Source organism: Salinicoccus sesuvii, assembly GCF_042648145.1.
Lineage (GTDB): Bacteria > Bacillota > Bacilli > Staphylococcales > Salinicoccaceae > Salinicoccus > Salinicoccus sesuvii.
In genome coordinates this window covers 203,518-216,846 of sequence record NZ_JBHRWV010000008.1, presented here as the reverse complement: position 1 = coordinate 216,846, position 13,329 = coordinate 203,518, and the positions used below count along the sequence as shown (strand labels likewise).

Genomic DNA, 13,329 nt, shown 5'->3' with positions numbered 1-13,329 from the left:
ACTATGAACACGAGTAGCGTTGAAATAACCTTGGCGAGTATCCGAGAAGCATTTGGTTTTGATCTTGTCGCTCTGACAGATATTCGGATTAGGCAGACCAACTATATGATTAAATGGAAGTACAGCATCGGCAGTAGCGGGGACCAATGGAAAAAAATCGCATTGCCAAGAGGCAAAGGGGTGCCGGGCATAGTCATGAAAACCGGTAAATCGATGGTTATACATGATATCGCCGAAACAGACATCGAACGTGACCTTTTCCGCTACCCGATACTAAAAATAGAGCGCCTTAAGAGCTTCATCGCCATGCCCTTATGGAATGACGACGAGGAGGTCATGGGTATTCTGCTGATGGGGAACCGCAGCGTCAGAACGTTTCAAGATGCGGAGTATGCAACGATTAGGCAGGCTGCCGAGGATACACTCAGACAACAAATACTGAAAGAGCTGATGGTAAATGAATGAACCCAATCTGACCGCTCTGCTTGAGGCGATGTTCCATCATTCTAAGGAGATGATCCTCTTCGTCAATAAAAGTGGGGAAATCGTCCATATGAATGCCCACGCTGCCAGTACACTGGATGAAACAGGGTATGATAGAAGCCAGTTCCAGCATATATGTAGTCATTGTCAAGGCATGTACATGGATGGGGGACGCGTGGCCTGTAGTAACTGTTATCTCTACGAAGAAGAAATCGTCTCCTTCCAAGTCTACATGCGCACGCGCGAAGGCGAAGTAGTGCCTTTCATTGCCAACTTCCAGCGTATCGATCCTACAAATGAAATCAGTGTATTTACTTTGAATCCATTAGCCGAACAGCTGAAGACGCAAGAAATCGAGCACCAGAAAAGATTGACGCAACGCATCATCCAAGCTCAAGAGGGTGAGAGGAAGCGTATATCGAGGGACCTGCATGATGGAGTAACCCAGGAGCTCTTGAACGTTCTACTTGAAATGCGGCTCCTCAAATATGTGGACGACCGTGAGGCCCTCAATGATAAGGTGGCCAAATCAGAAGAATCCTTGAGCCAACTTCTCGACTATGTCAGAAATATTTCAGTGGAGCTACGGCCAGCCAGTCTGGACGATTTGGGAATAGAAGCGGCACTCAAAACCCACTTCAAGTGGATTGAAAGGCAATATGGCATTAGTGTGGACTTCCGTTTTGAAGTCAACCAGAAGCGTTTCAATGCTGAAGTCGAGACGGTGCTGTACAGAATCATCCAGGAGTCTTTGTTCAATGCAGCAAAGTATGCTGAAGTGGATTCCGTCGAAGTTGTGCTCGAAGAGACGGAAAACGGACTGAACCATCGTATCAAGTTTAGAATAGAGGATACAGGAATTGGTTTTCGTACAGAAGATGCACCGATTGGCACGGGGCTCGGTCTTTTTGGGATGTCCGAGCGGGCGAGCAGTGTTGGGGGCACTGTCAGTGTCGACAGTGCGCCTGGTAGAGGCACCAAGGTGTTTGGTTCCATTCCAGTATAGGGGGAGATTAGATGAAAATTGTCATTGCAGATGATCATGCGGTAGTGCGGACAGGCTTCAGCATGTTGATCAACTATCAGCCGGATATGGAAGTGATCGGTACAGCGGCCGATGGCCGGCAAGCCTTTGATAAAGTGAAGGCGCTCGGGCCGGACGTTCTCCTGATGGATCTCAGTATGCCACCAGGAGAGTCCGGTCTTTTTGCTGCTAGCCGAATCAATGATACATTTCCGGAAGTGAAGATACTGATACTGACGATGTATGACGATGAGGAGTATATCGTCCACACATTCAAGAGTGGTGCCAAAGGGTATATTTTGAAGAATTCACCAGATGATGAGCTGATCCGAGCAATTAGAAAAGTATATAGCGGAGAGCGATATGTGGATCCTGTACTGATGGATGAGAACATTGAAAGGTTGCTTAATAATGAGGTATTGCCCAAGCAGGCAGGAGAGCCATTTAGTATTCTGACACGGCGGGAGCTTGAAATTCTACCGCTAATTGCCAAAGGGTACGGTAATAAAGATATCGCAGAGATGCTTTTCGTGTCTGTCAAGACGGTAGAAGCCCACAAGTCGAGAATCATGGAGAAACTCGAACTAGCCAGTCGGCCTGAGCTCGTGGAATATGCGATGAAGAAAAAATTGATAGATTTCTGAATGTAGGTGGATTCGATGGAACAGGGAGAGTTTCAATTTAAATTGAAGGCGTTACGCATCTTAGAAAATGAACATCGTTACCTCAAATATCTAATGGACGATTGGTTCAGTCTAGCTTTGAAGTTCGAGCACGATGACGTCAGAAGCCATCTCGAAGGGTTGATGGTTACCAAAGATCTGAGGCAGAGGCTAAAAGCGTTCCAAGAGCCACTGAAACAGCACCAGGAAAAGGAGGAAAAGTACTTTTTTCCAATGCTCGGGACATATATTGGATACGAGCAGGGGCCGATTCTGTCGATAGAGGAAGAACATAAGGAAATCGAGGCCTATATCGACCACTTTTTCCACCACTCCATGCATGATTCCGGAGAAATGTCGCTTGAGCGCATGAAGGAGATGGTCAAGGACGTGATGGAGGCATACGAGGTGTTGATGGTACATATGGTCAAGGAGGAAGCGGTATTATTCACGATGGCGGATAAAGTGCTGAAGGCAGTCGATGAAGAAGTGTTGCTTAATCAAGTGAATACCATGATAACTAGTGGCTAGAAATGTAGGGTTTTCCCTTCTTACTTGGATTGATGTGCAGATTATATAATATATTTGTAAATTAAATCACAATCTAAAGTAAATGAGGTTGATCTGCATGAATGAAAAAAAGGGTAAAAAACAATTGATACTCCAGACATTCAGCCTACTTGCAGGGTTTATGGTGTGGACGCTGCTTGCGCCACTGTTCCCTGAAATTGTTAAGGATATACCGGAGGCCGCCGACCACCGTGCACTCATCGTTGCCTTGCCGGTAATACTCGGTTCCGTACTGCGTATACCTTTCGGTATTCTTGCCAATAAGATGGGGGGACGTATCATCTTTCTTTTCAGTTTCATTTTCTTGCTGGTGCCCGTGTTCTACCTGAGTATCGCTACGACACCTGCGGATTTGATGATTTCAGCAGTATTCCTAGGTGTCGGCGGAGCAACATTCAGCATTGGTGTCATCAGTCTTCCGAAGTACTATCCAAAGGAAAAGCATGGCTTTGTCAATGGTGTATACGGCATGGGCAACATCGGTACTGCAGTAACGAGCTTTGGTGCACCGGCATTAGCATTATTTTTTAACGGTTGGCAGTCAGCGGTTCAGACTTACTTAGTTATACTGGCATTCTTTGCCATCATGCAGTTTGTTCTCGGAGATCGAAATGAGAAAAAAGTTAATCTGCCACTTGCTAAACAGTTCAAGGAAGTGGCGAAAGACTATAAATTCTACTTTTTCAATCTATGGTATTTCATTACATTTGGCGCCTTTGTTGCCTTCGGCCTGTTCTTGCCGGGATTCCTGACCGATGAAGCATTATTCAACTTAAGCACAATCGATGCTGGTATCAGAACGGCGGTATTCATTGTCATAGCGACAGTGCTCAGACCAATTGGTGGAATGATTGGAGACAGGTTCAATGCACTGCACGCGCTGACCATCACATTCGTCGGACTGGCATTATCTGGTCTGCTGCTGGCTTTCACTTACAATGTCATCATCTTGTTTACAATCGGATGTCTGCTGACAGCCGTTTGTGCCGGGATCGGCAATGGACTGGTCTTCAAGTTTGTTCCAACCTACTTCTCAAAACAGGCGGGTATCAGCAATGGTTTTGTCGCGATGATGGGCGGGCTCGGTGGATTCTTCCCACCAATCGTCATCGACCAGACACATAATCTAACAGGCAGCTATGCCATTGGTTTTATACTTCTGTCACTCTTCTGTCTAATCAGTCTGTTTACAATGTTCTATATGAATAGTAACCTTAAGAAAAATCAACTGGTGTCGGAGTGATGACATGGAACGTTATTCAAGGCAGGTGCTCTATAAGGGAATAGGTGAAAGTGGGCAACATCTCATTTCAACGAGTACGGTACTTATTGTCGGTGTCGGTGCGCTTGGCTCTTTATCTGCTGAAATGCTCGCCCGTGCCGGTGTCCGGAAGCTGATTCTGATCGATCGCGATTATGTGGAGTATTCCAATCTTCAGCGCCAGACATTGTACACAGCGCACGATGCTCAGGAGAAGACGCCGAAGGTGATTGCAGCGAAGGGACGGCTCATGGAAATTCGGCCGGATCTTGAAGTGGAGGCGCACATTGCTCATTGCGATGCACAGTTGCTTATGGAAGTTGCGGCATCTGCGAATCTGCTACTTGATGGCACGGACAACTTTGATACGCGTCTGATGATTAACGATGTGGCCTATAAAATTGGCATACCATGGGTATACGCAGCATGTGTCGAAGCATCCTACAGTAGTGCTGGGTTTATACCAGGATCAACACCGTGTTACCGGTGCCTCGTGCCTATATTGCCGTCAACAACGTTGACATGCGATACGGCTGGAATTATCGGGCCAGCTGTGCAGATGGCGGTTGCCGAGCAGGTAACAACTGGTCTTAAGATTCTGACGGAACAGTTTGCTCCACCGTACTATATGCGTGTCGGTAACATCTGGGATATGGATCATATGAAATTCCGTATGGATGCGATGCACTCCGATGAATGTGAAACTTGTGGCATCCGCCCGGTGTACCCATCGCTTTTGGCACAGGCTGATCATGCCATGCGGCTATGTGGCAGAGATACCGTTCAGGTGATGGACCCACGTATTAACGGAGCGGTCGTCGACCACGCCCTTGGTCGACTCGGTACAGAAGTGAACCATACACCCTATTTTAAAGAGTTCCATTATGAGAACTTTCGGTTTGTCTGTTTTAATAACGGTCGGCTGCTGATCCATGGGCTCGGTGATATGAACAAGGCAAGAACGCTTGTCAATCAACTATTCGGCTAGGAGGCTGTCATGAGTATTGTGGGACGGATCGATCGGGATATAGGAGTAGGGGTCATCACTATCAGTGATACACGTAATGAGGAAACGGACAAAGGGGGACGCCTAGTCATTGATCAACTGATGTCACTCAATACGGTTATTGATGACTATCGCATCGTAAAAGATGATGCTGCGGCAATATCAGAAGCTGTAAGGCATCAGTTACGTTGCGGCGTAGATGCCATCATTACAACAGGAGGCACTGGCATCGCTTATCGTGATGTAACGATTGAGGCGTTGCGACCGCTGTTCGATAAGGAGATTGAGGGGTTCGGCGAACTGTTCAGAATGCTCAGCTACACCGAAGATATCGGCTCGCGTAGCATGTTGTCGCGTGCTGTTGCAGGTACCATCGGTCAGACAGTCATCTTTGCGCTGCCGGGTTCGACCGGTGCAGTAAGACTTGGCATGGAGCGGCTGATTAAACCTGAGCTCAATCACTTCGTCCACGAATTGAACAAGTAGAGCGTGCCTCAAGGCACGCTCTACTTGTCTATATGGTAATCTCCAGATTTGCCACCTGTTTTTGATACAAGTGCGGTTTCATGGATAACCATGCCCTTGTCGATTGCCTTGCACATATCGTAGATGGTGAGTGCTACGGCGCTTGCTGCAGTCAAAGCCTCCATTTCGACTCCCGTACGACCGGTTGTCTTTACAGTGGCTTCGATACATAGGAACCACTCTTTCTTATGAATCCATTCAAATGAGATATCGACACCGGAAAGAGGGAGTGGATGGCACATCGGGATGATCTGATGGGTGTTCTTGGCTGCCATGATGCCGGCAACTTGAGCAACTGAAAGTACATCCCCCTTTTTGACTGTACCTCCAATAATGGCTTGATGGATTGCTTCAGAAACACCAAGTACGCTTTTGGCTACAGCAGTTCTGGTTGTTACTTCCTTGTCGGAAACATCCACCATACGTGCTCTGCCTTCCTGATTGAAATGAGTGAATTCAGACATTTTCAACTTCCTTTCTAGTACAATGAGTATAACAGAATCTGCAAATCGAAAGTAGTGATGATATGAATTTGAATCGTACCCCGATTGCCGTTTCGGAAGCGGTCCGTCGAGTGATCTCCGGCCTGTCAAAGCTTCCAGTAGAAACAATTCCTTATACGGAAAGCTATGGGCGCATACTTGCACGAGATCTAGAAGCATCCATGGATGTACCGAGATTTAACAAGTCGGCAATGGACGGATTCGCCATTCGTGCCAAAGACAGCGAAGGTGCTTCCGGCGAAAACAGAGTCTCATTTGAAGTCGTAGCAGAAGTGCCGGCTGGTGCTACAAGTCGCTACGAATTGAGCGAAGGTGAGGCTTTCCGCATTATGACCGGTGCCTCTATACCAGAGAGTGCCGATGCTGTGGTGATGTTTGAACAGACAAGGCAGGATGAACGCTCATTTTCAATAAGGAAGCCCTTTACATCGGGAGAAAATATCGCGAGACAAGGTGAGGAATGTAGGAGCGGGGATGTTATAGTTCCTGCTGGCACTCTCATCAACCCAGGTACCGTCGCAGCACTTGCGACATTTGGCTATAAAGAAATAGAAGTCCGAAAGCAGCCCGTGGTCGGAATTCTTGCGACCGGCAGTGAATTAGTGGATATCGATGTACCGCTTGAAGCGGGGAAAATCCGGAATTCAAACGGCCCGATGGTAAGGAGCCAGCTGCAGCGTATGAACATCGAGGCTCGTATGTACGCGTTGGAAGCGGACGATTTCGATACATTGCTTCAAAGAGTAAAGCAGATGCTCAATGAAGTGGATGCAGTCATCACCACAGGTGGTGTGTCAGTCGGAGATTATGACCACTTGCCGAAGCTTTATGAGTCGCTAGGTGCCAAAGAACTTTTCAATAAAGTCGGTATGCGGCCTGGCAGTGTCACAACCGTCAGCATGCTCGGGTCAAAACCGATGTTTGGTCTGAGTGGCAATCCCTCGGCATGTTACACAGGTTTTGAACTATTCGCACGTCCGGCACTTCTTAAAATGATGGGTCACGATCGTATTTTTGCACCGGTACTCGACGCAGTGCTCGATGGGGACTTCAAAAAAGCAAATCCTTTCACACGTTTCATCCGTGCTGAAATCGACTACCGAGAAGGTTTGATTTATGCTAGCCCTGCCGGCTTCAACAAGTCAAATGCTGTCACTTCAATTGCTAAAAGCAACGGTATCATTGTATTGCCAGGTGGTACGCGGGGATATGAAAAAGGCGATGCCATCAAAGTGATGATGACAGATATGACAAGTGGCATCGATCATTTCGACATATGAAAGTTCTTCAAGTCGTCGGGTTCAAAAATACTGGAAAAACAACGCTTATTGATAAGATGATTGGATTGCTCAAGGTGAGAGGACTGAAAGTCGCTGTCATCAAGCATCATCACCTTGACGGTGGTATTATCGCAAGAGATAGTGATACCAGCAAATTTGCCGCAAGTGGGGCAGATGTGACACTTCTCAACACGCCAAATATGAGTATGCGCATTGATAATGATGCTCCGAATCTCGAGGAACAAATCAAGCAATTTGAAGGAACGGTTGACGTACTACTGATAGAAGGGTACAAGCATGAAACATATCCCAAGATTGTACTGACACATTCAGTGACAAATGGACACACAAATGTCGGTGGAATGAAGTTTGTGAATGTTTTAATATATGCAGATATGCGGTATGATGAGAATAAGATTATTGAATGGTTTGATGAATGGAGTTCTGATGATGAAACAATTTGAAATAGTAGAAGATCCGATAGATATCCATCAATATCATGAATTTGTCATAAATGAGAAGCAGGGTGCCGTGTGCATGTTTACCGGACATGTAAGGGAATGGACAAAAGGCACGCGCACAGTCCATTTGGAGTACGAGGCATACGTACCGATGGCAGAACGAAAATTGGCACAGATTGGTGCCGAGATCAATGAACGTTGGCCGGGTGTCGAAACGACTATCGCCCACCGTATAGGAAAGCTTGAGATTTCCGATATCGCGGTTGTTATCGTTACGAGCGCGCCGCATAGAAAAGACAGTTATCAGGCGAATGAATATGCTATTGAGAGAATCAAGGAGATTGTGCCAATCTGGAAGAAGGAAATATGGGAAGATGGCGCAGAATGGATGGGTGACCAGCGCCAGTATCACCCAGACCTGGAGGAGAAATAATATGGAAGTGATGTTGTTTGCAGGTTTGAAGGAAATGGCCGGTCAAGGGCGTATTCTCATAGATACACCAGCATCCCTGACTGCCGGAGACCTGAAGAAAAGAATATACGCGCAGTACCCTTCACTTGACGGAGAGGTGTTTCAAGTCGCGTGCAACGAAGCATTTGTTAAGGACGAGCATAATATAAATGAACATGATGAGGTTGCCTTGATCCCACCAGTGAGCGGTGGATGAAAAAAACAATCGGTGTCGTGCTGGCTGGCGGTAATTCAACACGTTTTGGGGAGGATAAAGCATTTTTTAAACTTGAAGGCAAACCTATGTATCGCCACGTAGTCGATACAATTTGGACATCTGGTGTAGTCGATGAGGTAATTATCAGCACTAATCAGCGTCTTGCCGAGTGCTTTGAAGATATGGATACTATCGTTGATGGTAACTTTCAGGATTGTGGTCCTCTCGGTGGCCTTCATGAAGTATCGCGTGCTTTTCCAGAAGATTGCCTACTTGTCGTATCGTGCGATACGCCCCATGTCTCACCGGAATGGTTGCGTATTCTCGGTAGCAGGGCCGCCGCTTATCCAGACGCCCTGATTGTCACCAAAGCACAAGATCGTCTGCATCCGCTAATTGGTATTTATCAGGGATCAGGTTTATCGGACACTCTGAGACATCTGATAGACAGAGGTAGACTAAGCATGCGTGGGCTATTCGAAGAAAGGCAGACGATTGAAGTGGATGCAGCGTTTTACGATATCGATGAAAAAATATTCACGAATATCAATAGAAAGACCGACATCCGCTTGAGGGGGTATGAAAGTGGAGAGCATTACAGATAAATTTGGACGACCGATCAGAGATTTGAGAATATCCGTAACTGACCGTTGTAATTTCAGGTGTACCTACTGCATGCCAAAGGAAATATTCGGTAACGACTTCGAATTCATGAAACGCGAGCAGCTGCTGTCTTTTGAAGAAATAGAGCGAATTGCCAAAATATATGCATCACTTGGTGTCAAAAAGTTAAGGATTACAGGCGGAGAGCCATTGCTTAGACGAGATCTGGATGAACTTATTTACAAGCTCTACAGTATAGAAGGCATAGAAGATATCGGTATGACGACAAACGGACTTCTCCTGAAAAAACATGGTAAAAAGTTGTATGAGGCTGGATTAAGACGACTCAACATCAGTCTGGATGCTATGGATGATGAATTGTTCGGCCAGATCAACGATCGGGGCATTGGTACATCAAAAATTATCGAGCAGATTAAATATGCCCTATCCCTTGGTTTTGAAATCAAGATTAACATGGTTGTTAAAAAAGGTCTCAACGACCACGAAGTTCTGCCCATGGCGCGCTTTTTCAAAAACTTACCAGTAACATTAAGGTTTATAGAGTTCATGGATGTGGGTAATGATAATGGTTGGAACTTTGATAAAGTCATTACGAAGAAACAGATCGTGTCGATGCTTGAAGAAGAATTCGATATTGAACCCCTTGACCCTGCCTATTACGGCGAGGTCGCGAAAGTATACCGCCATAAAGATGCAGAGTCTTACCTCGGGTTTATCACGAGTGTTTCCGAAAGTTTCTGTTCCACCTGTACCCGAGCGAGACTATCATCTGATGGCAAGTTCTATGGCTGCCTATTTGCTGTAGATGGCTTTGATGTCAGACAGCTAATCAGGGAAGGCATCTCTGATGAGGAACTGACTGAGGTGTTGACGGGTGTCTGGAATAGACGGGACGACCGCTACTCCGATCTCAGGACAGAAATCACATCCGAGAACCGGCGCAAGCGGAACAAGATTAATATGAGTTATATCGGAGGCTAGGAAAACGTGAAGATCATCTTCACGTTTTTTATTGCTGGAAAGGAAAAGATATGAAGCTGAATATGCCAAAAAAGTTTATCCTTCTGTACAGCGTAATGTCTGCATTCGGTGTGCTCGCATTCATAGTGTTCGGACATTATCTTTCTGTACTGCTTGATGATATTGTGATTGCCGGGGAAGCACCCGCGGCTTCGGGTCTTGTATGGATCGGGGTGTTTTTCCTACTGTACGCTCTCCTGACTTTTGCCTATAGAATAGTAGGTGCGAAGGTGGCGAACGAGCGAATCGAGAATCTAACGCGAAGAGTGGTCGCTAAAATTGACGATCAGACACGGAAGCATTCAGAATCTATGCTCAATGCAATCTTTGTCCATCTGGAAAAGTATAGGCCATTTGAGAAGGTGTTCATTCCGACTGTCATCCAGACCACAGTCAAAATTACCATTATCATTATAGCGATGTTTTTCATTCACAGGAATGCTGCACTCATCATGATTTTTACAGCACCTTTTGTCCCACTCTATTATGTACTTGTAGGTCTGCGAACAAAGGATGAGTCAGAAGCACAGGCCGCTCAGTTCGACGAACTTGGAACATTGTTCCTTAACCTCATTAGAGGTAAAAACACGGTACAGTACACAGGATCGGAGCGTACCGTGCTCTCAAGGCTCAAGCATTATAATGAACAATATGTCAGAGAAACTATGCATATATTGAAATACGCATTCCAGTCCACGCTGATGCTCGAGTTCATTACGATTCTCGGTATCGGTCTGATTGCACTGGAAGTTGGATTGCAAATTATTATTTTTGAAAACATCACTTTCTATGCTGCTTTCTTTACGCTATTGCTCGCTCCCGAGTTCTACAATGCACTGAAAGTGCTGGGCATTGAATTCCATAATGGTAAGCTCTCCCAAGGTAACTTGCAGCGTATCGAGGCGTGGCTTGAAAGCGAGGGTGATAATGCAGATTATCGAAATTTCGATTCGTCCCATTCGATTGAGCTCAAAGGGGTTTCCATGGGTCATGGCGGAGATTTACTACTCGAAGGTGTGGACCTCACACTTCCTAAAACAGGATTCACAGCCATCACCGGGCCTTCCGGTATCGGTAAAAGCACGTTCATCCGTATGCTACTCGGTCTCCATCGTCCAAAAAATGGTAGTGTTGCACTGTCGAATACGGATATTGGCTTCCTTTCTGACGAAGTTTATTTCTCCGATACGACAATTTACGAATATGTATCCGATGGCGAATATGATGAGGCAAAGGTGCTCGCAGTACTTGAAAAACTTGGGCTTATGGAGAGTCTCAATAACCTTGACCAAGGCATTCATGCGCCAATCGTCAATCACAATATCCCATTGTCCGGCGGTGAAATTGTTCGACTTAAGATGGCAAGGGTTCTCATACGTCGTCCGAAGATCATTCTGATGGACGAACCAACAGAATTTTTGGATGCGACAACAGAAGAAATGGTTATGGACTACCTTGCTGAATTAAAAGAGGACGCGGCGATTGTTGCAGTGGTGCACCGTCGTAAACTATTAAAGATTGCCGATCATCATTATACCTTCAGTAATAGACAAGTCGTCCTTCAGAAAGGAGGGGCATGATGGAGTATTTGAAAAGTGAGAGAAAACAGATTCTCTACAGCATACTGCTAGGCCTGATTGGTGGTTTGGTCGGCATTGCGCTGTTTGGCCTTAGCGGCTACATGATCAGTCTCAGTTTCTTTGACCCCCCATTTTTCGTGATCATCCTGATCATCGCAGTCATAAAGCTTTTCGGTATGATGAAAGGGGCTTTTAGATATGTTGAAAGACTGCTTTCGCATGAAGCGACATTCAAGCTGATTGGTCGGCTTAGACTGAACTATTTCAAAAGTACAATCGGTTCCGTACAGGATACTCATAGTGTCAAATTCATTCAAAAGTTAAATCAGTATTTCGAGCAGGTAGAAAACTATTATATACGTATTATCTATCCGTATATTGTCGCTGTACTTATTTCTATACTGATTATGGTACTTGCGGCTTATGTAAGTCTCGGAGTTGCAGCGATGACTGCCATTGTTGCCTTCATCCTACTATATGGAATTCCAAAAGTATTCGAGAACCGGATGTCTAAAACACTCGAATTCCGTGATCAGACGGATGATGTGCTCTATTCAAAGCTCTATCATTACATTCATGACTACACCAATCTTTTTGTTACAGGCAGGTTGGATTCTGAAGGCGAGAAACTTGTACCTGGTATTCAATCCATAAGAAAGAACGAGAATAAAATGGTCCTAAATGAGTCTCTGATGCAACTGTTGGGACAAATCGCTCAGCTCTCAGCCATTGTTCTGATTATCGTAATGCTTTATGCAGAGACACCATTGTGGGTCCCAATGATTATGCTGATTGCACTTAGCTACTTTGATCTCATCATGCCTGTAATGAATCCTGCAAGTCAGTACAAGACGGTCAAAGCAGCAGTTTCTGAATTGGAACTTGAGATTGTAGACAAGGGCATTCCAGTTGAATCTGATAAAATTTCAGTCATTGAAGTTGATGATTTGAACTTCCGTTATCCTAATGCTTCCCTCGATGTGCTAAGGGATATCTCTTTGTCTATAAAAGAAGGAGAGAAGCATGCAGTCATCGGTAGCAGTGGCTCCGGAAAAACGACCCTAATCAATCAGATCATTGATCACAATCCAGCGGTCACATTATATGATAAGAGCGGACAAATAATATCTGATGGCACTGATGCCCGGGTTTCGGTCATGCCCCAACAACTTGATTTCTATAATGCATCTGTCATGGACAATATTACGATGTTCGGTCATATCGAAAGAGATCGATCAGCCATCGAATCAGATCTTAAATTATTGGAGATGTCATACTACAAGCCTGACACCATGATAGAATTCACTGGGAGGTTATCCGGTGGGGAACAGAAGCGCTTGCAGTTTATACGTATGCTCGCTGAAGATAAAAGTTGGTGGATTATGGACGAACCGACTGCGCGTCTCGATGATCGGCTGAAACAGAAGATGTGGGATTATATACTCTCGAAACCGACAGTTATTGTCAGCACGCACGACTTGAGCAGGCTTGATTCATTTGATTATATCCATTACATGGAGCAAGGTAGGATCATAGAGTCTGGCACATATGGAGATCTTATGCAGCGTCACGGACAGGTTCATCAAGCTGTCCAGCGCTTTAAGGACTTTCTGTAGTAATGCAGTTCAGTAAATGCTACACTATCTTAAATAGATGTGGCAG

General features: G+C 45.5%; 16 protein-coding genes. 15 read left to right on the top strand and 1 reads right to left on the bottom strand.

Annotated features, from left to right (window positions below):
• Positions 1–3: 3 nt before the first annotated feature.
• The 7 genes from ACFOJ8_RS10060 to ACFOJ8_RS10030 all read left to right on the top strand — a co-directional run bounded on the left by ACFOJ8_RS10060 (position 4) and on the right by ACFOJ8_RS10030 (position 5,492).
• Entirely contained in the window at positions 4–465 is a 462-nt protein-coding gene (locus tag ACFOJ8_RS10060) for a GAF domain-containing protein (RefSeq protein WP_380656711.1), read from the top strand.
• A complete protein-coding gene (locus ACFOJ8_RS10055; RefSeq protein WP_380656708.1) occupies positions 458–1,489 on the top strand; it encodes a sensor histidine kinase in 1,032 nt (343 codons plus the stop codon). The genes ACFOJ8_RS10060 and ACFOJ8_RS10055 overlap by 8 nt, the downstream gene beginning before the upstream one ends.
• 11 nt (positions 1,490–1,500) lie before the next feature.
• Positions 1,501–2,151 carry a response regulator gene (locus tag ACFOJ8_RS10050; protein WP_380656705.1) on the top strand — a complete coding sequence of 217 codons (651 nt, stop codon included), beginning with the start codon at positions 1,501–1,503 and terminating at the stop codon, positions 2,149–2,151.
• 15 nt (positions 2,152–2,166) lie between these two features.
• A complete protein-coding gene (locus ACFOJ8_RS10045; RefSeq protein ID WP_380656701.1) occupies positions 2,167–2,700 on the top strand; it encodes a hemerythrin domain-containing protein in 534 nt (177 codons plus the stop codon).
• Positions 2,701–2,797: 97 nt separating this feature from the next.
• The gene (locus tag ACFOJ8_RS10040; protein WP_380656698.1) at positions 2,798–3,982 is read left to right on the top strand and encodes a nitrate/nitrite transporter; all 1,185 of its coding nucleotides are present in this window, start codon (positions 2,798–2,800) and stop codon (positions 3,980–3,982) included.
• 4 nt (positions 3,983–3,986) lie between these two features.
• Positions 3,987–4,988 (top strand): ThiF family adenylyltransferase, encoded by a 1,002-nt coding sequence (locus ACFOJ8_RS10035; protein ID WP_380656695.1) that lies wholly within the window; start codon positions 3,987–3,989, stop codon positions 4,986–4,988.
• 9 nt (positions 4,989–4,997) lie between these two features.
• Positions 4,998–5,492, top strand: coding sequence for a MogA/MoaB family molybdenum cofactor biosynthesis protein (locus ACFOJ8_RS10030; protein ID WP_380656692.1), 495 nt, complete (start codon positions 4,998–5,000; stop codon positions 5,490–5,492).
• Between the two features lie 20 nt (positions 5,493–5,512).
• Here the strand turns inward: ACFOJ8_RS10030 and moaC are convergent, their stop codons facing one another.
• Positions 5,513–5,995 carry a cyclic pyranopterin monophosphate synthase MoaC gene (moaC, locus tag ACFOJ8_RS10025; RefSeq protein WP_380656689.1) on the bottom strand — a complete coding sequence of 161 codons (483 nt, stop codon included), beginning with the start codon at positions 5,993–5,995 and terminating at the stop codon, positions 5,513–5,515.
• A gap of 62 nt (positions 5,996–6,057) precedes the next feature.
• Here moaC and ACFOJ8_RS10020 point away from each other — a divergent pair, with 62 nt between their 5' ends.
• From ACFOJ8_RS10020 to ACFOJ8_RS09985, 8 genes are all read left to right on the top strand, one after another.
• Positions 6,058–7,314, top strand: a complete 1,257-nt coding sequence (locus tag ACFOJ8_RS10020) for a molybdopterin molybdotransferase MoeA (RefSeq protein ID WP_380656686.1) — start codon at positions 6,058–6,060, stop codon at positions 7,312–7,314.
• The gene (gene mobB / locus ACFOJ8_RS10015) at positions 7,311–7,778 is read left to right on the top strand and encodes a molybdopterin-guanine dinucleotide biosynthesis protein B (protein WP_380656683.1); all 468 of its coding nucleotides are present in this window, start codon (positions 7,311–7,313) and stop codon (positions 7,776–7,778) included. Before ACFOJ8_RS10020 ends, mobB begins: the two co-directional genes overlap by 4 nt.
• Positions 7,765–8,208, top strand: a complete 444-nt coding sequence (locus ACFOJ8_RS10010; RefSeq protein ID WP_380656681.1) for a molybdenum cofactor biosynthesis protein MoaE — start codon at positions 7,765–7,767, stop codon at positions 8,206–8,208. Before mobB ends, ACFOJ8_RS10010 begins: the two co-directional genes overlap by 14 nt.
• Position 8,209: 1 nt before the next feature.
• Positions 8,210–8,443: a MoaD/ThiS family protein gene (locus tag ACFOJ8_RS10005; protein WP_380656678.1), complete on the top strand. Its 234-nt coding sequence runs from the start codon at positions 8,210–8,212 to the stop codon at positions 8,441–8,443.
• Positions 8,440–9,048: a molybdenum cofactor guanylyltransferase gene (mobA, locus tag ACFOJ8_RS10000; protein WP_380656675.1), complete on the top strand. Its 609-nt coding sequence runs from the start codon at positions 8,440–8,442 to the stop codon at positions 9,046–9,048. The genes ACFOJ8_RS10005 and mobA overlap by 4 nt, the downstream gene beginning before the upstream one ends.
• Positions 9,023–10,048 (top strand): GTP 3',8-cyclase MoaA, encoded by a 1,026-nt coding sequence (gene moaA, locus ACFOJ8_RS09995; protein WP_380656672.1) that lies wholly within the window; start codon positions 9,023–9,025, stop codon positions 10,046–10,048. Before mobA ends, moaA begins: the two co-directional genes overlap by 26 nt.
• Positions 10,049–10,110: 62 nt before the next feature.
• Positions 10,111–11,667 carry an ATP-binding cassette domain-containing protein gene (locus ACFOJ8_RS09990; RefSeq protein ID WP_380656669.1) on the top strand — a complete coding sequence of 519 codons (1,557 nt, stop codon included), beginning with the start codon at positions 10,111–10,113 and terminating at the stop codon, positions 11,665–11,667.
• Positions 11,667–13,283 carry an ATP-binding cassette domain-containing protein gene (locus tag ACFOJ8_RS09985; RefSeq protein WP_380656666.1) on the top strand — a complete coding sequence of 539 codons (1,617 nt, stop codon included), beginning with the start codon at positions 11,667–11,669 and terminating at the stop codon, positions 13,281–13,283. Before ACFOJ8_RS09990 ends, ACFOJ8_RS09985 begins: the two co-directional genes overlap by 1 nt.
• The last annotated feature ends 46 nt before the right edge of the window (positions 13,284–13,329 follow it).